The organism is Stenotrophomonas maltophilia (assembly GCF_047497515.2).
In the GTDB taxonomy this organism is placed as follows: Bacteria; Pseudomonadota; Gammaproteobacteria; order Xanthomonadales; family Xanthomonadaceae; genus Stenotrophomonas.
Genome location: NZ_JAXAXL020000012.1, coordinates 114,709 through 135,709, shown reverse-complemented (window position 1 = coordinate 135,709; position 21,001 = coordinate 114,709). Strand labels below are relative to the sequence as shown.

Genomic DNA, 21,001 nt, shown 5'->3' with positions numbered 1-21,001 from the left:
GGCCGTGCAAACCGCTGCTATAGTCGGGCCGTCAACCCACGCAGGGAGTGCAGGTCATGACCCATCAGCATGCGTCTTTGCTGCTCGCCGCCAGCCTCGGCCTGGCCCTCGCCGCTTCCGCTTCCGCCCAGGAGCGCACGCCGCCGGCCCCACACTGCATGGACGCGGTCGGCGTACAGGAGGTCGAGCAGGCCTCGCCGCGCTCAATCGCGCTGCGCTCCGCCTCCGGCCAGGCCTATCGGATCGACTTCAACGAAGACTGCCCCGGCGTTCGCGGTGCCACCACGCTGAAACTGGAGGCACCTGCCGGCTGGGCCTGCGGTCGTCCCAGCGAGCGGGTGGTGGTGGACGGCCACAGCTGCGCCGTCAGTGCGGTTACGCCAGTGCAGAACCGCGATTACGCCAGCGTTGCGCGCGACAGTGATCGCCTGCGCACCGCCACGCTGCCAGCCCTGACCATCCGCGAGCGAAAGGACGTCCGCCGCGGCTTCGGCGGGTCACCCTCGTACTGCTTCGCCACCCGCAATGTGCGGGGCTGGTCGTCCGACACGCAGGGCATGCTGGTGGAAACCAATCCACGGCGCAGCGGTGGCCATCGCTTCTACCGGGTGGAACTGGGCAGCCACTGCCTCCAGCTCGACCGGTCGCCGGAATTGAGCTTCCAGTCGGGCATGCAGAACGGCCTGATCTGCGGCAACCCGGGCGATCGGGTGGTCACCGCTGATTTCGCCAGCTACGACGAGCGCAGCGACGAACTGGCGCCGCTGCCCCGCTTCAGCCGCCGCGGCGCCTGCACCATCCAGGCGGTGTACCCGGCCTCCAGCCAGGCGTCGAACTAACCGTCGACGCCGAGGAAGGTGAACGGCGCGCTGGGCACGAAGTGGCCCAGCGCATCCCCGGCGAAGGTGTTGCGCTGGTCCTTGCCAAGGTCGAGCTTGAGCACCGGGCCACCGAAATCGACCTTGTTCAGATCGACCCAGAACGTGTTCGGGGTCAACGCCGACTCGAAGAAGTACAGCCGCCGCTTGTGGTCGGCCACGGTACGCCAGCGCGTGGAGGAGATGTTCGGCTCACCCGGCGTGGTGATGCCGTACGGCACCGAGGCGTTGCGGATCACACTGAACACACTGGCCAGTGCCTCCACCGGATCTTCCGCCTTGGGAATGGCGTTGATGTAGAACGAGGCGCGGGCGAAGCGATCGGAAGAGCGGTTCGTGCCCGGCAGCATCACCGTGCCACCAATCTGCTGCCAATAGGTGTTGAGCGCCAGCTGCTGGTCGAAGATCGGCGAGTTGGTCATCACCTGGTAGCGCCGGTCGTGATGGATCACCTGGCGGCCGCCGATGTACTCGACGATGGCACTGTCACCGGTTGCGTCGGACAGCGACAGATGCAGCGTCGCCTGGCGGTCCTCGCCAGGCACCTTGTCGGTGACGATCGAGTACGGCTCACGCTTCAAGGCAGCCACCGCCTCGTCCACCGTCGCAAAATTGTCGAGCACATACTGCGCCCACAGCGAGATCGCCAAGCCCGGCTTGTTGCCGCGCTGCTGCGGGTATTCCGATTCGACCAGCCACAGCAGATTCGCGACCAGGCCTTTTTCGTTCATGCCGTCGGTGGTCGACACGTCGTAGCCGGTGGCCACCACGCTGCCGTAGCGGGCGGTCCAGGACAGCGACTTCGGGCCGGCCTGCCCGGTGCGCGCGATGCCACGCGGCAGCACATAGAGATTGGTGGCGACATCCACCTTCCAGTCCATCGAACGCGCGGTGATCACATCACCGTTGTCGCCCAGGTACACCGCGCGCGTGCAGGCCAGCGCCGGTGCGATCGCCGACGCCAGCGCCATGGCCAGCATCGCCCTTCCCTTCCACTTCATCCGTGCCATGTCACTGCGCTCCGTTCCCCGTGGTCCATGGATCTGACCCGATCCATCGTGACACAGGGGTGAAGCCTCAGCGCACGAGGCGATCGTGCAGCCAGAAGCCCAGCACCATCGCCGGCACGAACCACAGCGCTTCACGCGATGCCACGGCCAGGCCGGCGATGGCCGGTCCCGGGCAATAGCCGGCCCATCCCCAGCCGATACCGAACAGCGCTGCACCCAGCAGCAGGCGGGCATCCACATCACGTGCGGTGGGCAGCTGGAAGCGGAGGGCAAACCATGGCTGCGTCCGGCGTAGCACCCAGCGCTGTCCGATCGCACTGACCAGCAGCGCCGAGCCCAGCACCCAGATCAAGGTGGGATCGAACTCGCCACGGATGTCGAGGAAGCCGAGCACGCGCCGGGCATCGGTCATTCCGGAAAGCGCCAAGCCGGCCCCGAACAACGCGCCCGCCACGGCGGCGGCCCAGAGGGCGCGGCTCACAACAGCGCTCCGCCATGACGGATCACGAGCGTGGTCAGCATCGCGCACGCCATGAACACCAGCACCGCCAGCAGCGATCGCTTCGAACCGCGAGCGATGCCGCATACGCCGTGGCCACTGGTGCAGCCACTGCCCAGGCGGGTACCGAAGCCGACCAGCAGGCCAGCCCCGATCAGCTGCCAGGCGGGCAAGGCATCGCGCAGCAGCAGGCGCGGAGCGCTCCCGGGCACGGACTGCCACCACAACACCAGCCCCGCCGCTGCCAGCAGGCCCATGAGGAATGCCCAGCGCCAGCCGCGCTCGCCTCTCCCAGCACGCAGGCTGCCCGCAGCGATGCCGCTGATGCCGGCAACGCGACCGGTGGCAGCCAGCAGCCACACGGCCGCGATACCGATCAACGCACCGCCTGCCAGTGCGCTCCATGGCAGGTTCATGCCCTGCCCTCTCTGATGCGATGCATGGGATTGCCCACTTATTTAGATTTATCTAAATTAGATCTTTCTAAACAAAAAGGTCAACCATGGCCCGCACGCCGCTCGACAGTGCCACGATGGCCCAGCACGCCACACAGGCGGCCGCCCTGCTCAAGAGCCTGGCCCATCCCGCTCGCCTGCAGGTGCTGTGCCGCCTGGTCGAGGGTGAAACGCCAGTGCCGGAACTGCAGGCGCTGACAGGTTTGAGCGCGTCAGCGCTGTCCCAGCATCTGGCGGTACTGCGCGCGATGCAGATCGTGGCAACCCGGCGCGAAGCGCAGGCGATCCACTACCGCATGCAGGAAGGTCCGGCGCTGGAGGTGTTGCAGGCACTGCACGCCGCCTATTGCGGCGGTACTGCGCACTGAATCTCAGCCGGCCTGCAGCACCGGCTGCACTACCGCATCCAGCAGGTCGACCGGGGTCGGTGCCGAACGATCTCCTTCCAATGCCCGGCTGAAACCGGACCAGTCGCTGGCCGAAAGCTGCCGTAGCAGCGTTGCTTCCACCGGCAACGCACGCATCGACCAGTATGGAAACTGGCGCTGGCCAAGGCGACCGCGCGCCAGCTCGACGATGTCGATGTGGCTGCCCGCCTGCAGGATGCGCTCGTAGACCGAATCGATGCCGTCCGGCGGCCCCTCGATGTACTGCAGGAAGCGATCGCCATCATGCAGCAGCACGCCGGTCACGCCCGCCATCTTGTTGAAGCGCGCAGCGTCTTCAACCACCGCCTGCAGCCGCTCAGCGGAGAGCCCCGGCAGCGCCCGGCTGACGTAGGCGATGGCGCGCAATGGCATGGTACGTCCTTGGCAAGGTGTGAACGCACGGTAGCAGTTGCGGACGAGTCCGTCTCAATGCTGGCGCACCCAACCTGAAGAATTCAGCTTGCGGTGCCGCCGGCTGCGTCCCACCGCCGCGGGAGCGTCGCTTCGAATACGACCTGCCCTGCCTCGTTGCGCGCGCCGATACGTCCACCATGTGCGCGTACGAACTGATCGACGATGTACAGGCCAAGGCCCAGGCCTTTGCTCTGGTGGAAGCTGGCCTTGAACGGTTCGAACAGCCGCGGCAACAGCGCGTCATCGATATGGCCGGCATTGCTCACCCGCATCACCACCATGCGCACATCGCGTCCATCCAGCTGCACGAGGGCCTCGCTGCCATGCGTCAACGCGTTGCCCACCAGGTTGGCGGCGATCTGCCCCAGCCGATCCATGTCACCCTGCAGGCGGGTATCACCGATGGCGTCGAAACGGATGCGCTCATGACCGTGCGCACTGCCCGCCTCGGCAATCACCGCATGGGTGACCTCGGCCAGGTCGCAGGCGCTGGTCTCAAGGCGCAGGCCACCACTGCGGATACGCGAGAAGTCCAGCAGCTGCTCCACCATCCGCGCCATGCGCAGCGTGCTGGCCTCCAGGTGCTGCAGCGTCTGCTGTGCCCCCGTGTTGCCCTCGGGAAGCTCCAGCGCCAGCTTGTCGGCACACAGCAGGATGGCCGACAGCGGCGTGCGCAGATCGTGGGTCAGCACCGCGGCCATCGTCTCATTGAGCTTGAGCGCACGCTCCAGCGCTTCATTGCGCGCCTTCAGCAGCTGCCGCTGCTGGTACAGCTCGATGAAGACATTGACCTTGCTCAGGATCACCTGCGGCGCCACCGGCTTGTGCAGGAAGTCCACCGCACCGGTTTCGTAGCCCTTGAACGCGCGTACCGGATCGTCCGGCGAGGCGGTCAGGAAGATGATCGGCACCGTGCGGCTGCGATGCGAGCCACGCATCAGCTCGGCCAGGGTAAAGCCATCGATTTCCGGCATGTGCACGTCCAGCAGGGCCAGCGCGACCTCGTGCGCGAGCAGCAGCTCCAGTGCCTGCGCACCCGAGCCGGCCAGCAGCAGGTTCACCCCCTCGCGCTGCAGCAGGGCCTGCATGGCTACCAGGTTCTGCGGCACGTCATCGACGATCAGCAGGTTGACCGGGGTCTGCGACTGCGCAGGGTCCGGTGGCAGCAGGTTCATGCAAACAACTCCTTCAGGCGACGACACATCAATTCAAGGGGCAGCACGGCGTCGGCACCGGCGTACTGCAGGGCGGAGGCCGGCATCATCGATGCTTCGGCCTCCTCGGGGCATTGCAGCCAGGCACGGCCGCCCGCGGCACGCACCGCGGCAACGCCTTCGCTGCCGTCACTGCTGGCCCCGGTCAGCAACAGCGCCAGCACCTGCGTACCGAACACCGCAGCCGCTGATTCAAACAGCGGATCGATGGCGGGCCGCGAGAACAGCACCGGCGCATCGACCGACAGCGCCACCGTACCGGGGTCTTCCACCAGCAGGTGGTAGTCCGGCGGAGCGAAGGTTACTGTGCCCGGCTGCAGCGGCTGCTTGTCCTCCGCCTCGCGCACCGGCAGCGCGCAGTACGGGGCCAGCACCTCGGCGATGCGGCTGGAGCGATCGCGCGGCAGGTGCAGTACCGCCAGCACCGGCGTCGGCAGCGTGGCCGGAAACGCGCCGAGCACGGCCTGCAGCGCCGCAACGCCTCCTGCCGACGCCCCGACCACCACCACCGCAGGGCGATCCTGCACCACCATCAGGCCACCTTCCGGTACAGGCGATGCTCCCGCGAGCAGACCTCGAAGGCAGCGTGGTGATGCCCGAACTGCAGCGATTCCTTGCTGCCCAGGCCGAGGAACCCACGGTGCACCAGCGCCTCGCGGAACAGCCCGACTGCGCGGTCCTGCAGGTCGCGGTTGAAGTAGATCAGTACGTTGCGGCACGACACCAAGTGCACTTCGGAGAACACGGTGTCGGTGGCCAGGCTGTGGTCGGCGAACACCACGTTGCGGCGCAGCTGGCGGTCGAACACCGCGCCATCGTAGGCAGTGGCGTAATAGTCTGACAGGGATGCCGTGCCGCCCGCCGCCAGGTAATTGCGGCTGAACTGCGCCATGCGGTCGATGCCATATGCACCGGCTTCGGCGGTGGCCAGCGCTGCCGGGTTGATGTCGGTGGCATAGACGATGCTGCGCTCAAGCAGGCCTTCCTCATGCAGCAGGATCGCCAGCGACCACACTTCCTCGCCGGTGCTGCACCCGGCCACCCACAGCTTCACCGAGGGGTAGGTGCGCAGCACCGGCACCACCTGCTCGCGCAGCTCACGGAAATAGGCCGGGTCACGGAACATCTCCGAGACCTGCACGGTGAAGAACTGCATGGCCTGCGCGAACAGCTCCGGCTCGTGCAACAGGCGGTGCTGCAGATCGACCAGCCGCTCACACTCGTAGCGCTGCATGGCCTGGCGCATGCGACGGCGCAGCGACGACACCGCGTAGCTGCGGAAATCGTAGTGGTAGCGCTGGTACAGCGCCTCCAGCAGGATTTTCAGTTCCAGGTCGAACAGCGCCTGCTCATTCATTGCCGCGAGCACCAGACGCGGCACAGCGAGACCAGCTTGTCGACATCGATCGGCTTGGCGATGTAATCGTTGGCGCCGGCCTGCAGGCAGCGCTCGCGGTCGTCCGGCATGGCCTTGGCGGTCAGCGCAATGATCGGCAGGTCCTGCAGATGGCGCTGCGCACGGATCTCGCGCATCGCCGCCAGCCCGTCCTTCTCCGGCATCATGATGTCCATCAGCACCAGGTCGACCTCGCGCTCGGCCAGGCGATCCACCGCTTCCTGGCCATTGCGGGCGATTTCCAGGGTCACGCCCAGCGGTTCAAGCACGCTGGACAGGGCAAAGATGTTGCGCACATCGTCCTCGGCCAGCAGCACCGTACGCCCATCGAGCACCGTGTCGCGGCGACGCGCCTCGCGCAGCAGGCGCTGCTGGTCGGTCGGCAGGCTGGCTTCGACGCTGTGCAGGAACAGGGTCACTTCGTCCAGCAGGCGTTCCGGCGAACGCGCACCCTTGATGATGATGCTCTTCGAATAGCGGCGCAGGCGCTGCTCTTCCTCGCGGTTGAGCGCGCGGCCGGTGTAGACGATCACCGGCGGGAAACCGACATCGTCGTTGCCGGCCATGTGCTCCAGCAGGTCGTAGCCGCTGCCGTCGGGCAGCGACAGATCCATCACCATGCAATCGAAGGTGACGGTGCTGAGCTGCTCCAGCGCGCCGGCCAGGGTGCCCACTGCGATGATCTGCAGCTGCTCGCGGCCGAGCAGCAGTTCCAGGTTATGGCGCAGCTCGCTGTCGTCTTCGACGATCAGCAGGCGCCGCACGTCACGCTGGCTGGTCTGCTCCAGCTGCTCGATGGCCGCCGCCAGCCGTTCGCGCGTGGTCGGCTTGATCGCAAATCCGATCGCACCCAGTTCGCGCGCCACCTGGCCGCGATCCATCGCCGAAACGACGTGCACCGGAATATGGCGCGTGTCCGGATTGCGCTTCAAGCGTTCCAGAACGCTCAGGCCAGACACATCGGGCAACCCGATATCGAGCAGGATGCCGTTGGGGCGCAGTTCCGAGGCCAGCGACAGGGCTTCCTCGGCCGTGGTCGCGACCACGCAGTCGAAATCCAGCTCGTGGGCCAGCACCACCAGCGCCTCGGCGAAGGTGGCGTCGTCCTCGACCGCCAGGATCAAGCGCCCGGCGCGTTGGCGACGTCCGCGGTCATCGGCCACATTGGCGATGGCCGGCGCTGCCGCCGGGGCAACCGCGGGTGCGGCAGCCGTGCGTGCGGCAACCGCTGCAACAGGCTGCGGCGAAGCCGGGATGGACACCGGGTCCGACGCTTCACCCGATGCCGCTACCGGCGCGCCCTGCAGCGGCAGTTCCAGGATGAAGCAGCTGCCGCGGCCCGGCTCGCTGTCGACGTGGATGCTGCCGCCCATGCGCTCGGCAAGATCGCGCGAGATCGACAGGCCCAGGCCGGTGCCGCCGTAGCGGCGACGGGTGCTGCCATCGGCCTGGCGGAAGGCTTCGAAGATGACCTGCAGCTGCTCACGGGCAATGCCGATACCGGTATCGGCGACTTCGAAGCGGATGCGGCCGCTGCCAGCCGCGCGAACGTGCAGGCTGACCTTGCCGTGCTCGGTGAACTTCAGGGCATTGGCCAGCAGGTTCTTCAGGATCTGCTGCAGGCGCTGGCTGTCGGCCACCAGCTGGCTTGGCGCCAGCGCATCGGCCTCGATCTGCAACGCCAGGCCCTTCTGCCGCGCCATCGGCTCGAAGGTCTCGCGCAGGCGCTGCACGACGCTGTCCACCACCACCACTTCGTCGGCCAGTTCGACGTGGCCGGCCTCGATGCGCGACAGGTCGAGGATGTCGTTGATCAGTGCCAGCAGGTCGTTGTTGGACGACAGGATGGCGCGGGCATATTTCACCTGCTCGTCGGTCAGGGTGCCGTCCTTGTTGTCGGCCAGCAGCTTGGCCAGGATCAGCGAACTGTTCAGCGGCGTGCGAAGTTCGTGCGACATGTTGGCCAGGAACTCGGACTTGTAGCGCGAGGTGGCCGCCAGTTCGTTGCTGTTGCGCACCAGCTGGCCCTGCGCCACCAGCAGCGCCTGCTTCTGCGCCTCCAGCTCGTGGGTGCGCTCTTCCAGCTGGACGTTGCTCTGCTCCAGCTCGGCCTGTTGTTCTTCCAGGTGGCTCTGCGACTGCAGCAGGCTGCGGCTCTGCTCTTCCAGTTCCTCGTTGGCCACCCGCAGTTCTTCCTGCTGCGCCTGCAGTTCCTCACCCTGGCGCTGCGATTCCTCCAGCAGTACCACCAGCTGTGCACGCAACAGCGAGGCCCGCAAGGCCATGCCGATGGTCTCGCCACAGCGCACCAGCAGCTCCCGATCCAGGTCGCGCTGCCCGCCCACCTGGCCGCGGCCCAGCTCGATGACCCCGACGACGGTGCCGTCGCTGCTGATCGGCGCCAGGATGCGCTCGTTCACCGGCAGCCGCCCCAGGCTCGTCTGCAGTTCAAGCACGGCGGCGTCACCGCCGTGCAGGTGCCGGATGCGTTCGTCACGGGCCACCTGCCCGGCCACGCCTTCCTGCAATGCCAGCGATGCCGGCATGCCCGACGGCAACGCCATGCCACCGGTCAGCTGCAGGCGCCCACCTTCGAGCCGGTACACCGCGCCAATGTCTGCCTGTAGCTGGCCGCCCAGCTGGGTAGCCGCCGCCTCGGCAATCTGCTCGGGCCCCAGGTCGCCACGCAGGCTCATTGCCACCGCGTTTTCTGCTTCCTGCAGCCACAGCGCGCGCATGGCCTGCCGCCGCGCTTCGATGGCGCGGGAAACGATCAACGCGATCATCAGGAACGCGCAACCGCCGATGCTGCGATTGACGAACGAGAACGACGAATTGTTGCTGGCCGGCGCCACGTTGAAGCCGATCACCAGCAGCACACAGGCGATCGCGGCAACGAAGAACGGCGCGCGCACGCTGCGCTGGAACACCGTCACGCCTACCGCGAGGAAATAGGCCAGCCATACCGCATAGCCCAGCGGCACCACCAGCTCCAGGGCGATGGTGGCTGCCAGCAGTACAGCGGAGGTCAGCCAGATCCAGCGGTCACGCGTGGTCGCACCAGGACGCATGCAGGTCGGTTCCAGAGGGCAAAGGGTGGGTGATGGTACTCCGTGTCGCATTCAGCCGCACAGGACCTTTGGCACGTGCCGCACCTGCACGCATCCTTCACACTTCAATGCCTAGCTTCACGTCCCTCACAGGGGTAACACTTATTTCCACGTGGACGCTGCAGCCTCTACGACGTCCGTACTGACGGACCCTTCCCGACAACTGCGACTGCTGATTGACAGCGTGCGCGATCATGCGCTGTACCTGCTTGATCCCGAAGGCATTGTGTGCAGTTGGAATCCGGGGGCCGAGCGTATCAAGGGCTATTCAGCCGAGGAGGTCGTGGGAACGCACTTCGGTCGCTTCTACCTGCCCGCCGATCGCGAAGCCGGCGAGCCGCAGCGCCTGCTTCGCCTCGCGGCGCAGCATGGCCATGTCGCCAGCGAGGGCTGGCGGGTGCGCCATGACGGCTCCTCATTCCGCGCCAGCGTGGTCATCGAACCGGTCATCGAAGGCGGCGAACTGCTCGGGTTCGTCAAGATCACCCGCGACATCACCGAACACTGGCAGGCGCAGCGCCTGCTGCGCGATGCCCAGCGTGCACTGCGCAACACCCAGCAGTTCGAGACTGTCGGCCGTCTCAGCCGCGGCCTGTCGCACGAATTCAACAACCTGCTGACCACCATCGGCAACGCGCTGGACCTGCTGTCACTGCGCGTGAGCGGTGACGACGTGCGCGCCGCCGAACTGCTCGATGCCGCGCAGGCCGCGACCGACCGCGGCGCCCTGCTGACCCGCCAACTGCTGGCCTTCAGCACCGGCCAGACGTTGATCCGCGAGCCATTGGACCTGAACGCGCTGGTGCGGCAGTGGTTGCCGGATCTGCAGCGGGCCTGCCCGCCCACGGTGACCCTGGATGCACGCCTCGCACCGGGCCTGCCGCCGGTGAGCACCGATGCGCTGCAGCTGCAGACCGCGCTGGCCAACCTGGTCGCCAATGCGGTGGAAGCCACCGTGGATGGCGGCCGCATCCTGGTCGGCACGGCACTGGAACATCGCCTCGACCCCGATGCGGACACCACGCTGCAACGCGGATATGTCACCCTCAGCGTCTGCGATGAAGGCCACGGCATGGCCGCCGACATCGCCGAGCGGGCGACCGAACCGTTCTTCACCACCAAGGACATCGGCAAGGGCAGCGGCCTGGGCCTGAGCCAGGTGTTCGGATTCACTACCCAGAGCGGCGGCTTCGTCGACGTGTCCACCACCCCCGGTGTTGGCACCACGGTCAGCCTGCTGCTCCCCGCAATAGAGGAAGCACCCGATGACCGATGACCCGATCCGCGTACTGATGGTGGAGGACCAGACTGATCTTCGCGAGATGATCGGCCTGGCCCTGCGCGACTTCGGCATCGAGGTCGCCACCACCGCCGATGGCCACGAGGCCGCGGAGCTGCTCAAGGGCGAAGCGCGCTTCGATGTGGTGTTCAGCGATATCAGCATGCCCAACGGCATGTCCGGTATCGAGCTGAGCGAGCACGTGGCGCGCGAACAGCCGCAGGCACGGATGATCCTCTCATCCGGCTATGCGCGCTCGCAGCTTCCGCCGCTGCCGGAGAAGGTCGAGTTCCTGCCCAAGCCCTACCGCCTGCGCCAGCTGGTGCAGCTGCTGAAGCAGGATTGACAATCCGCCGGGCTTGGCCCGGCGCATCCGTTCCTGTAGCGCCGAGCCCACGCCCAGCAGCGGTGCTCAGTAACGCCCCACCAGGTTCAGGTACCACCCGCGATGGGTGTAGTCGAACTTGGTCAGGTCGTCGCTGAAATCGGTGAAGTTGTAGCCCACGCCGACCCGGAAATTACGCCCGATATCGCGGTCGACACCGGCCAGCCAACCCTGCCGGGTACCACCGTCGCGCACGTCCAGCAGGCGGTACTCCAGCAGCCCATGCCACTGGTAGTACAGGTCGTAGCGCAGCTGGCCGGAGGCGAAGTTGGTGGCCGAGTCGAACCACGGACCGGTACCACGCCCATAGCGCACCTCGCCTTCGCGGCGGGCCGCCTTCGCCGCTACTTCCCAGCGCTGGTCGATGCGGTACACGCCCTCAAGTGACAACACCTGGGTGCGCTGGTCGTAGTCGACACCGTTGACCTGCCCCATCGTCGACAGGTCATACAGATAGCTGTAGCGGCCGAACAGCGCCCAGCGGTCGTTGTCCCACGGCCGGTAGGCAAAGCCCAGGTTGCCCTCGATGAAGCGCGCACCCGCCACCGGATTGATCGCATCGTCGGTGTCGGCATAGTTGAAGCGCGCCGCGATGCGCCAGCGATCGTTGAGGCGATGGCTCAGGCGATTGGTACTGACCCACTGCGTGCGCCGTTCGGCACCGGTATCGCGACGCCATTCCAGCTTGCTCTGCCATTCCGTGCCCGGCGCGGTACGGCCTCCAGACAGGCTGACCGCCTTGCGATCGACCTGACCACTGCTGGCGTCGAGCTTGCCGTTGCTCAGCGTGAAGCCGGCGTTCCAGCCCACCGCCGGATAGAAATCCATGCCGAAGGTATGCGCCAACCCGGACTCCTGCCCGGACTTGAGGAACTGGCTTTCATTGAACACGTTGACCTGGTCGGACAGCCGCCAGCGTTGGCCCAGCGTCCAGCCATCCTGCGCATTCGGGCTGAACAGCGGGTCGTATTCGCTGCGGTCGGTGGACTGGGTGAATGCACCATAGAAGCTGTGCTGCGGGGTCAGCCGGTACTCGGCATTGACCTGCGCGGCGGTGCCACGGTCGCCATCGCTCACCTCCGCACCGACAGTGGACAGGTTGGCGAAGGTCCAGGTGCCACCGGCCACCACTGCATCGTTGTCGGCATAGCGGCCATGATCGTCATCCACGGTCAACTGGCCGCCGCCGTACAGGTCCAGCGAGGTGCCGATGCGATGGGTGTAGCGTGCGGCCGCCAGCACGCCCGCCACGTTGCCGCCACTGCCGCGGTCTTCCTGCACACGACGCAGCTCGGCCGACAGGCGGTCGTTCTCGCCGATCCGCCATTCGGCAGTGGCCTGCGCCTGGATCAACGACTCATTGCCACGACGGGCCTCGCTGTAGCGCGCGTACAGGCTGAAATCGTCGGTCACATAGCCGAGCAGCTCGGCGCCCTGTTCGCGCACCCGCTGACCGGTATCGAAGCGCCCGACCGAATAGCCACCGTCCACTTGCCGCCACCAGGCACCCGCGCTCCAGTCGCGCTGGGTCCAGCCCAGCTCACGCAGGTTGACGCGTGCCTCGACGGCGGTCGCCTCGCCGTCGCGCGGTCCTTCCGGATTCAGGCGACTGAAGCTGAGGCCGCCGTTGTCGGAGAAGAACACCGGTGCGCTGGTCGCCTCGCTGCGGCTGTGTTCGACCTTCAGATAGGTGCCGCGGCCGGCCTGCAGGGTCAGGTCTGCGCCCTTCAGCGAATAGTCCTGGCCGGCGCGCTGCTCGTCCACATAGGTGCCGCCCACCGCGACGTGGTCACCGAACCAATGCTTGCCACGCACGCCTGCAGTGATGTCGTCGCTGTCGAAGCCGGTCGGCACCCACTCGTAATCCACGATCAGGCGCTGCTCGTAACCATCCAGCGGCACGTCACGGCTGATCCGACGCAGATTCTCGCGGCTGACCTGCGCCAATGGGCGGGTCAGCAGGATGCGGCCCTGCAGGGCGTCGATCTCGTAGTCGGCGCCGCGCACCATCGGTACGCGCTGCTCGACACGACCGGTGGTGCGGTCGCGGATTTCCAGCACGACCTGGTCCGAGCCACTGAGAATGCTGGCGTGGCGCAGGTAATACAGGCTGCCGCCGGTACCGATGAACTCGCTGTGGCCCGGCGCCGTCTCGGCCTGTGAGCCGAACACGCGCAGCTCGCTGCGGGCATCGCCCCAGGCGTTGGCACCACGCGAACGCCACGACAACGCCGCACCGTACAGCGAACGCACGTACTGCGCGTACTCGGTGCCGGTCAGCCCGGTGTTGTAGTTGCCCCACAGCGCCTGGTTCTTGTCCCAGTCCATGCGCAGGTAGAAGCGCCCCATGCTGTCGACATCGCGCTGGGTCAGCGAGTCATCACCATAGGTCGGGTAGTACAGGTCCGGATCCAGGCTACGGAACAGATCGCGCGGATCGGCCGTGGTGAAGCCGCTGAACAGCTCGTCCAGCGGTCGGTTCTGGGTATCGGCCTGCGCGGTCAGCAGGTAGCGGCCTCGGGTCTTGGCCTTCAGGTAGAAGGCCAGGCGGCCATCGCTGAGAACATCGTCGTTGCGCTCGCCACGGGCCAGGTCCTGCCCTGCCCCGCTGGCCTTGTTCTGGTACACGGTGATGTCGGCCAGGCCGACCCCGAACAGGTACTGGCCACTGACATCGACCTCCAGCGTGCGCGCGATCGCCGGTGCATCCGGCCGCTCCACGCGCACGTCGAAGGCGTGGTGGCCGATCGGCATCAGGTACTCGGCGGCGAACTTGCGATCCTGGTCCAGCGGGTAGCTGTCGCCGTTGATCTTCAACGAGGCCCCGAGCGGCAGGTCGCGGCCGCGCAGGCGCACCCGCGAGCCGTACACCGGGATGTTCTGCTGGCGCAGGCCATTGCTGTCGAATACTTGCTGCAGCAGCGACAGTGACGCCGCCTGGTTGGCATCGACAGCGGTGCCGCGGCGATCTTCCAGCGCATCGCGCAGCTGCTGGTTGCCCCGCTCGAACTCCGCCGGAGTGACCAGCTGCATCGACTGCGCGGTGGTTTCATCGACATTGCCCTCGGCGTCGAAGGCACGCAGCACGTAGACCAGGCGGTCGCCACGACGCAGCGGCGTCGACGCCGGGAGGGTGCCATCCCAGCTGCCCCGTGCAACGGCGGCCACCGGCAGTTCGAACGTTGCCAGCGGCGCCACCCGGTCGGCGTCGCTGCCGCGGTAGACACTGACTTCCAGGCGCTGGATGAAGGCGGTGTAGTTGCCGCGCACGTAGAACTCGACCGGACGCACGATGCGTCCCTCATCGAAGGCCACCATGCCCGGCGCAGACACCGACAGTTCCGGCTGGCCCATCGCGGGGTCTTCGGTGGCCCAGATCGCGCCGCCTTCCGGCAGGCGGATCATGAACTCGCCACGCACGGTCGCCCTGCCCGGCTCATCGATCGCCACGCTGACACGGCGATCCGGCTGCAGCGTCTGCGAGCTGGAACGCGTCGAGGTGCCCTCGGTGACGGGCTCGTCATAGCTGCGCGAGCGCAGGCTGAACAACAGTTCGCCTTCGGCGTTGCACTGGTTGCCATCACAACGGATCGGCGCCGGCTCGGCGGTGGGCGGGGCGGCCTGGGCGGCAGCGGCCAGGCCCAGCAGCAGGGCCTGGTACAGCGCAGCGCGCGGCAGGCGGGCCGCACGGCGGGCGGCAGAGTGATGCGCGCTCATCGGCGGGCCTCCTGTTGGCGAGCGGCCGCACGGGTGGCGGCGCTCTCCTCGTTGCGGACGCGCAGGCGCTGCTGCACCGCGGGGCTGAGCTGGCTGCGCAGCGCCTCGAACACAGCGCTGGCACGGCGCAGGCCCAGGGCCTGGTTGTAGGCATGGCTGCCGCGCACGTCTGTGTGGCCGACCAGGCTAACCTGGCCACCACCCAGCTTCTCCAGGCGTGCAGCGATGGCCACAAGCAACGGCTTGAACTCGTCGCGCACGGTGGCCTTGTCAGTGTCGAACAGGACGTTGCCCAGCAACGCCCCATTCGCATCGACACCGGCCAGCAGCGAATGCGGGTCCTGCACATCGGTGCGCAGCTGCACGGTCAGGCCAGCGCGCGCGCTTTCGGCAGCTTCGGCCTGCAGCGCATCGCGCACCACTGCGGCACGGGCGAAGGCCAGCGCCTGGCTTTCGCCGTTGGCCGCGATCACCACATCACCGCCCTGGTAGCGGTTCACCACCTCGGCCATCTTCAACAGCACCGGGCGGTAGTCGGTGCGCAGCTCGCTGCTGCCCGGCGCGAACAGCACCTCACCCAACGCGATCTCCATGCGCTCAGCGGCTGCCCGTGGCGACGGCGGCAAGCGCACGCCGAAGCTGAAGCGCGTCGGCACGCCCTGGGTCACCCGCCGCAGCAGCGGATTTTCGGTCGTCAGCGCCGCGCCGGCCGGCACCGTGGCCGGGTCCAGCTTGACGATGAAGTTGCGGCCCAGGCGCGCATCACCGCCGTGGACATCGGCCAGGTGGTAGCGACCGAACGGATCGGTCTCTACCAGCAGGCCCTCCACCGTGGCCAGGCGCACGCCCGGGATGCCCTGCTCCTGGATGCCCTCGTTGCCAATCACATAGGCCACTTCATAACCCTCAGCGACGCGGGCAATTTCGCGGCGAACGGTCGGCTCGGCGGCGGTCAGGCCCTTGCCGGCGTCGCCACTGCGCTGCATGTCCGTGCCGCCCTGTGCGTCCATCCGCAGGCGGTGACCCTGCGTGCTTTCCAGCACGAAGTCATCGGTGAAGGCCAGTTCGCGCAAGCGCTGGCGCAACACCACCTGGTGCGCCTCGGCGGTGTCCGAAGTCGAGGCACGGCCATGCACCACGCCGATCTGCACACCGTGCAGCAGCGGTGCGCTGGCATCGGCCAGCGGCTGCGGGCCATCGCCGCGATCCAGCGTGGTCGAGCCGGCCACGTAGGCCGAGGGCGCAAAGCCGCCCTGCACGCGCACGCCGGTCAGCTCGGCACTGTCCTGCCAGCCGTCTCCATCGCGGTCATCGAACACCGTGCCGAACACCAGACTGTCTTCCAGCAGCGGATCGGCATCCATCGCCACTTCGGCGGTGGCGATGTTCGACAGCGGGCTGCCATCATCGGCCGTCGCCACGGCCTGGTTCACGTGATTGCCACTGCGTACGCCAGCGCCGACGCGCAGCAGGTAGGTGATGGTGGCACTGCGGCCGACCGCGATATCCACCGCACCGATGCGCAGCGGCGACTGGCTGCTGGCCAGCGAGAACGCACCGTCATCGTCGGCCACGCGCATCGAACCATCCACGTAGCTGAAGCCCGGCGGCGGCGTATCGACCACCACGCCATCGCGCCAGTGGCTGCTGCCCACGTTCTCGACCACCAGCTGGTAGCGCACCAGATCGCCCACCTTCACCCGGCGCGGGCTGGCGGTCTTGGTGATGCGCAGCGCGAAGTCGGACACCACCTTGTGGCGGGTCTCGCAGGTCGTGCATTCCGGCGGCGGCGAGCCGTCCGGATACTGCCCGCGCAACCGGTTCAGCACTTCGGTACGTGCTTCCTGGTTGACCACGGCCTGGTAGGCGAACTCATGGCGACCGATCGAGGTGCCTGCTGGCACCGTGCACACGATCTCGGGCCCCTGCTGGACGCACCCGGCCGGCAAGCTCTCGATGCTCAAGCCGGCATCAGGCGTATCGACCAGCTGCAGCGGGCGGCGCAGCGCAGCACGCTCCACAGTGGCCACCAGCGTGTAGCGCAGGCGGTCGCCGGGGCGTACTTCGGTGCCACTGGCCGGACCGGCCTGCTTCTCCAGCACCACGCGCGGCTCGGCCAGCGCATGCTCGGTGCTGCAATCGCCACTGCAGGTCGGGGTATCACCGCCACTGCCAAGCACCGCATTGCGCACGCTGCCACTGGCCTGTGCATTCACCAGCGCGCGATAGCCCAGCGTGTAGGTTCCGGGCGCAGTGCCGGCCGGCAACGTGCAGACCAGCGGATTGCTGGCGTTGCAGGTGAACGGTCCGGCCTGGGTGACCGACTGCAGGTCCAGGCCCACGCCCAGGGTATCGGTCAGGGTCAGCGTATCGAGGGTCTGCGAGTTGGCGATCGTCACTTCAACGCTGTAGTCCACCGCATCGCCGACGCCAACCGGCGCAACGGTGGAGGACTGCTTGCGGTAGGTCACCACCGCTGCCAGCACCGGTGTGGTGGTGCTGCAGTTGCTGGTGCAGGTAGTGGTTCCGGGGCCGCCACCCAGTACCGCATTGCTTACGCTGCCCTTGGCCTGCGCGTTCACCCGTGCGGTGTAGTCCACCGTATAGGTGCCCGGCACGGTGCCGGCCGGCAGCGTGCAGACCATCGGGTTGGCGGCATTGCAGCTGAAGCCCTGGCTGGCGGTCACCGTACCGAAGTCCAGGCCGGGGCCCATCGTATCGGTCAGGGTGAACACCGCAGTGGTGCGCGAGTTGCTGACCACGGCGGTCAGGGTGTAGGCGATGCTGTCACCCACCTTCACCGAACCGGCCGCGGCCGAAGTCTTGCGATAGTCGATCGCACTGCCGGTCACCGGGGTGCTGGTACCGCAGTTGGCGGTACACGACGGATTGTCGCCACCGCTGCCAAGCACGGCGTTGGTCACCTGCCCGCTGGCCTGCGCGTTCACCACCGCGGTGTAGGTCAGGCTGTAGCTGCCCGGCACGGTTCCCGCCGGCAGCGTGCACACCAGCGGATTGGCGGCATTGCAGGTGTACGCACCTGCGCTGGTCACCGCGCCGAAGTCGAGGCCGGTGCCCAGCGTATCGGTCAGGGTCACCACATCGGTGGTGCGCGAGTTGGTCACCACCGTGGTCAGCGTGTAGGTCAGGCGATCACCCACCGCAACAGGACCGGTGCTGTTCACCGACTTGGCATAGCTCACGCCCGGCGTTGCCACCGGGGTGGTGGTGTCACAGTTCACGCTGCACGACGGGTTGTCGGTGCCACTGCCGAGCACGGCATTGCGCACACTGCCGCTGGCCTGCGCGTTGACAGTAGCGCCGTAGGTCAGGCTGTAGGTACCGGGCGCGGTGCCGGCCGGCAGCGTGCACACCAGCGGATTGGCGGCGTTGCAGGTGAACATGCCCGCGCTGCTGACGCCGCTGAAATCGAGGCCGCTGCCCAAGGTGTCGGTCAGCGTTACCACGGCGCCGGTGCGCGCGCGCGTCACCGTTGCAGTCAGGGTGTAGTCGATGCGGTCACCGACCCGCACCGGGCCACCGGTGGAGGCCTGCTTGGCATAGACCACCTGCGCGGCGGCCATCGGCGTGGTGGTATCACACGCACCCACGCAGGAAGGATTGTCGGTGCCGCTGGGTACGACGGCGTTGCGCACCTGGCCGCTGGCCTGCGCGTTTACCACGCCGGTGTAGGAGAACGCATAGCTGCCCGGCACGGTGCCAGCCGGCAGCGTGCAGACCAGCGGATTGCCCGGCACACAGCTGAAGCTGCCGGCGCTGGTGACGCTGCCGAAGTCCAGGCCGGTGCCCAGCGTATCGGTCAGCGTGGTCACCGCCGTGGTGCGCGAATCGGCCACCAGTACGGTCACGGTGTAGGCGACGCTGTCACCGATGGCAACCGGACCGGCGGTGCCACTGGCCTTCGACACCGAGATACGCGGCACCGCCACCGGCGTGGTGGTGGTGCAGGTGCTGCTGCAGGTGGGCGTATCGGTACCGGTGCCGACCACGGTGTTGACCACCTGGCCGCTGGCCTGTGCATTGACCGTGGCCGTGTAGCTCAGGCTGTAGGTGCCGGGGACGGTACCGGCCGGCAGCGTGCACACCAGCGGGTTGGCCGCGTTGCAGGTGAACGCGCCGGGACTGCTGACGCTGGCGAAATCCAGGCCGGTACCCAGGGTGTCGGTCAGGGTCAGCACGTCGCGCGTGTTGCCATCGGCCACGGTGACATCGACGGTGTAGCTGACAGTCGCACCCACCGCGACCGGGCCGGTGGTGTTCGAACGCTTGGCATAACCCACGCGGGTCACCGGCACAGTGACATCACTGCGCGTGCAGTGGTCGGCATCGGTGCAGCTGGCGCCCGGCGCGGGCGCATTGCCATTGTTGAAGGGGTCGTAGCCACCACCAACACTGGCGTGATTGGTCAGCACGCCGGTCGCCGCTGCAGTAACGGTCACCGGCAGGGTAAACGCCGAACTGGATCCGGCATTACCGGCCGCTGCAAGAACCTGGCTGCTGGTACAGGTGACATCCTGGCCACTTGCCGTGCAGCTCCAGTTGCCACTCACATGCGTGCCACTCCAGTTCGGCACGATGCCGGCCGGCAGCTGGTCACGCACGGTGATCGTGCCCGCCGCCACATTCGGCGGATTGCCGGTCGGCACATCGCTGGTGTTGCTCACGGTCAGGGTGTACGTCGTGCCTGCCTGGCCGTAGTTCCAGACGCCGCCTGTGGCGTTGTTGCTCTTCACCACCTTCAGCGACGGCGCGGTGATGGTGATCCGGTGGTCTTCCACTTCGCCGTCATCTGCCACGCCGGTCGGGTTCTGGATCTGCGCAGCGAGCGTGGCGTAGCGCAGGCGCACGTAGCTGGTGCCCGCCAGCACCTGGGCCGGCACGGTCCACGCCAGGCTCGCCTGGCCGCCACTGCACAGCGCGGTATTGCTGCGCTCATTGGCATCGAAGACGCCGTTGCGGTTGAAGTCGATCCAGCCCGCCACGCTGCCGTTGCCCACGCAGGCCACCGGCTGGTTGATCTGGGTGCCGGCCTGCATCACCGTCAGGCGGTAGCTGGTCGGCCACGCATCTTCTTCGCGGCTTCCCACCTGCGGGAAGTTGTCATCGCCCAGCGCATCCAGGCTGTAGCTGCTGCGCTGCTCGGTATCCGGGCCGAGGCTGCCGAGGAAGTCGGTCAACGGCGGCGCCAGGCCGCCTGGCGTGTAGCCTGCGGTGTTGATGTTGAAGTTGCTGGCTCCCTGCGGGATGCCGTCGGAACGGAACTGCAGGTCGTCCACCACGTGCATGGCGTCGCCATAACTCTGCGGCGCATCGCCGAAGTCGGCATACGGCACCAGCAGCCCGATGGCGATGGCGGTGGTGCCGCCGCCGCGCATCGAGAAGCCCATGTTCACCGCCAGGTTGCCCGGCGCGTGTGCGGCATTGTCGAAACTGAGGAAGGTGACTGCCGCGGTGTTGTCGTCGTTGCCGGGGCCGAAGCGGATGACCTGGTTGGCACCGCTGGTCGATTTGTTGACCAGATACGGCGTGGCGTTGGACAGGTTCTTGCGGACCTCGACCACGTTCCAGGTGCCCTGCGCACTGGCTTCGACGAACTCGCCGCTGTTGTTGATCGACTCGGCATCGGCCATCACCACGCCGCGCAGGCGGTACGGGGCGCCGCCCAGGGTCGACGTACAGGTGATGCTGAAGCTGGAGGTGCCGCTGGCACGTGCGATACCGGCGATCAGCTGGTTGGCGGTGCCGGTGCCACCGATGTTGTACAGGTCGTCAAGGCTGTCGCCACCGAAGTTGCCGGGGCGATAGCTGCGCAGCACGTTGGTCTCGGCCGTGTTCAACCGGCAATCGACGCGCAGGTTCACCCCGGCCGCGACCGGCATGTCGATGGACGACATCGCACCATCATTGAGTGCGACGTTGTTCACGCCATTGGCACCGCCGCCCCAGGTCAACCACAGCACGGTGTTGCGGTACGGGCTGCTGCCGCCGGTAGCGTAGGCGGCGGCCCAGGCCAGCGAGGGCGCCAGCATCGCCAGCAGCAGCACCAGGCTGATCGCCGCCCAGCGACGCAGTCGCCGGTAGTGCTGGTTTTTCCCGGGATGAACGCATCCACCGCCCGCGCGAAAGCGCGACGTCGTCGACTGCCACATGTTGATTTCCCCGCTCAGCCCACAGACGGACCGAAGTTCAGTGGAT

The 21,001-nt window shown here is 67.3% G+C and carries 14 protein-coding genes; 4 read left to right on the top strand and 10 right to left on the bottom strand.

Annotation, left to right across the window (positions count from 1 at the left end; all coding sequences use genetic code 11):
• The first annotated feature begins 56 nt into the window (after nt 1-56).
• Entirely contained in the window at nt 57-839 is a 783-nt protein-coding gene (locus ACMZPQ_RS16340; protein WP_197581895.1) for a DUF6491 family protein, read from the top strand.
• Here ACMZPQ_RS16340 and ACMZPQ_RS16335 read toward each other — a convergent pair.
• The 3 genes from ACMZPQ_RS16335 to ACMZPQ_RS16325 all read right to left on the bottom strand — a co-directional run bounded on the left by ACMZPQ_RS16335 (nt 836) and on the right by ACMZPQ_RS16325 (nt 2,803).
• Entirely contained in the window at nt 836-1,888 is a 1,053-nt protein-coding gene (locus ACMZPQ_RS16335; RefSeq protein WP_197581894.1) for a linear amide C-N hydrolase, read from the bottom strand. The genes ACMZPQ_RS16340 and ACMZPQ_RS16335 overlap by 4 nt on opposite strands.
• Nucleotides 1,889-1,955: 67 nt before the next feature.
• Nucleotides 1,956-2,369: a DUF6691 family protein gene (locus tag ACMZPQ_RS16330; protein ID WP_197581892.1), complete on the bottom strand. Its 414-nt coding sequence runs from the start codon at nt 2,367-2,369 to the stop codon at nt 1,956-1,958.
• On the bottom strand, nt 2,366-2,803 hold the full coding sequence (locus ACMZPQ_RS16325; RefSeq protein ID WP_197581890.1) for a YeeE/YedE family protein: 438 nt from the start codon (nt 2,801-2,803) through the stop codon (nt 2,366-2,368). Before ACMZPQ_RS16325 ends, ACMZPQ_RS16330 begins: the two co-directional genes overlap by 4 nt.
• 86 nt (nt 2,804-2,889) lie before the next feature.
• Between ACMZPQ_RS16325 and ACMZPQ_RS16320 the strand changes: the two genes are divergently transcribed.
• Nucleotides 2,890-3,210 carry an ArsR/SmtB family transcription factor gene (locus ACMZPQ_RS16320; RefSeq protein ID WP_197581888.1) on the top strand — a complete coding sequence of 107 codons (321 nt, stop codon included), beginning with the start codon at nt 2,890-2,892 and terminating at the stop codon, nt 3,208-3,210.
• A 3-nt stretch (nt 3,211-3,213) separates the two neighbouring features.
• Here ACMZPQ_RS16320 and ACMZPQ_RS16315 read toward each other — a convergent pair whose 3' ends face one another.
• The 5 genes from ACMZPQ_RS16315 to ACMZPQ_RS16295 form a co-directional block, all read right to left on the bottom strand.
• Nucleotides 3,214-3,642, bottom strand: a complete 429-nt coding sequence (locus tag ACMZPQ_RS16315; RefSeq protein ID WP_197581886.1) for a BLUF domain-containing protein — start codon at nt 3,640-3,642, stop codon at nt 3,214-3,216.
• An 83-nt stretch (nt 3,643-3,725) separates the two neighbouring features.
• Nucleotides 3,726-4,859, bottom strand: coding sequence for a hybrid sensor histidine kinase/response regulator (locus ACMZPQ_RS16310; protein WP_414485945.1), 1,134 nt, complete (start codon nt 4,857-4,859; stop codon nt 3,726-3,728).
• Nucleotides 4,856-5,431 carry a chemotaxis protein CheB gene (locus ACMZPQ_RS16305; RefSeq protein ID WP_197581882.1) on the bottom strand — a complete coding sequence of 192 codons (576 nt, stop codon included), beginning with the start codon at nt 5,429-5,431 and terminating at the stop codon, nt 4,856-4,858. Before ACMZPQ_RS16305 ends, ACMZPQ_RS16310 begins: the two co-directional genes overlap by 4 nt.
• A complete protein-coding gene (locus tag ACMZPQ_RS16300; protein WP_197581880.1) occupies nt 5,431-6,255 on the bottom strand; it encodes a CheR family methyltransferase in 825 nt (274 codons plus the stop codon). Before ACMZPQ_RS16300 ends, ACMZPQ_RS16305 begins: the two co-directional genes overlap by 1 nt.
• The gene (locus ACMZPQ_RS16295) at nt 6,252-9,365 is read right to left on the bottom strand and encodes a response regulator (protein WP_197581878.1); all 3,114 of its coding nucleotides are present in this window, start codon (nt 9,363-9,365) and stop codon (nt 6,252-6,254) included. The genes ACMZPQ_RS16300 and ACMZPQ_RS16295 overlap by 4 nt, the downstream gene beginning before the upstream one ends.
• Nucleotides 9,366-9,516: 151 nt before the next feature.
• Between ACMZPQ_RS16295 and ACMZPQ_RS16290 the strand changes: the two genes are divergently transcribed.
• Nucleotides 9,517-10,680 (top strand): two-component system sensor histidine kinase NtrB, encoded by a 1,164-nt coding sequence (locus tag ACMZPQ_RS16290; RefSeq protein WP_197581876.1) that lies wholly within the window; start codon nt 9,517-9,519, stop codon nt 10,678-10,680.
• Nucleotides 10,670-11,029 carry a response regulator gene (locus ACMZPQ_RS16285; protein ID WP_006436191.1) on the top strand — a complete coding sequence of 120 codons (360 nt, stop codon included), beginning with the start codon at nt 10,670-10,672 and terminating at the stop codon, nt 11,027-11,029. The genes ACMZPQ_RS16290 and ACMZPQ_RS16285 overlap by 11 nt, the downstream gene beginning before the upstream one ends.
• Nucleotides 11,030-11,095: 66 nt before the next feature.
• Here ACMZPQ_RS16285 and ACMZPQ_RS16280 read toward each other — a convergent pair whose 3' ends face one another.
• Entirely contained in the window at nt 11,096-14,785 is a 3,690-nt protein-coding gene (locus ACMZPQ_RS16280; RefSeq protein WP_197581874.1) for a TonB-dependent receptor, read from the bottom strand.
• Nucleotides 14,782-20,955, bottom strand: a complete 6,174-nt coding sequence (locus ACMZPQ_RS16275; RefSeq protein ID WP_414485946.1) for a CshA/CshB family fibrillar adhesin-related protein — start codon at nt 20,953-20,955, stop codon at nt 14,782-14,784. Before ACMZPQ_RS16275 ends, ACMZPQ_RS16280 begins: the two co-directional genes overlap by 4 nt.
• Between the last annotated feature and the right edge of the window lie 46 nt (nt 20,956-21,001).

Excerpts from the sequence above, each read along its gene's own strand:
- ACMZPQ_RS16340 (WP_197581895.1), top strand. The coding sequence starts at position 57 with ATGACCCATCAGCATGCGTCTTTGCTGCTCGCCGCCAGCCTCGGCCTG.
- ACMZPQ_RS16335 (WP_197581894.1), bottom strand. The coding sequence starts at position 1,888 with ATGGCACGGATGAAGTGGAAGGGAAGGGCGATGCTGGCCATGGCGCTG.
- ACMZPQ_RS16325 (WP_197581890.1), bottom strand. The coding sequence starts at position 2,803 with ATGAACCTGCCATGGAGCGCACTGGCAGGCGGTGCGTTGATCGGTATC.
- ACMZPQ_RS16320 (WP_197581888.1), top strand. The coding sequence starts at position 2,890 with ATGGCCCGCACGCCGCTCGACAGTGCCACGATGGCCCAGCACGCCACA.
- ACMZPQ_RS16315 (WP_197581886.1), bottom strand. The coding sequence starts at position 3,642 with ATGCCATTGCGCGCCATCGCCTACGTCAGCCGGGCGCTGCCGGGGCTC.
- ACMZPQ_RS16310 (WP_414485945.1), bottom strand. The coding sequence starts at position 4,859 with ATGAACCTGCTGCCACCGGACCCTGCGCAGTCGCAGACCCCGGTCAAC.
- ACMZPQ_RS16305 (WP_197581882.1), bottom strand. The coding sequence starts at position 5,431 with ATGGTGGTGCAGGATCGCCCTGCGGTGGTGGTGGTCGGGGCGTCGGCA.
- ACMZPQ_RS16300 (WP_197581880.1), bottom strand. The coding sequence starts at position 6,255 with ATGAATGAGCAGGCGCTGTTCGACCTGGAACTGAAAATCCTGCTGGAG.
- ACMZPQ_RS16295 (WP_197581878.1), bottom strand. The coding sequence starts at position 9,365 with ATGCGTCCTGGTGCGACCACGCGTGACCGCTGGATCTGGCTGACCTCC.
- ACMZPQ_RS16285 (WP_006436191.1), top strand. The coding sequence starts at position 10,670 with ATGACCGATGACCCGATCCGCGTACTGATGGTGGAGGACCAGACTGAT.
- ACMZPQ_RS16280 (WP_197581874.1), bottom strand. The coding sequence starts at position 14,785 with ATGAGCGCGCATCACTCTGCCGCCCGCCGTGCGGCCCGCCTGCCGCGC.
- ACMZPQ_RS16275 (WP_414485946.1), bottom strand. The coding sequence starts at position 20,955 with ATGTGGCAGTCGACGACGTCGCGCTTTCGCGCGGGCGGTGGATGCGTT.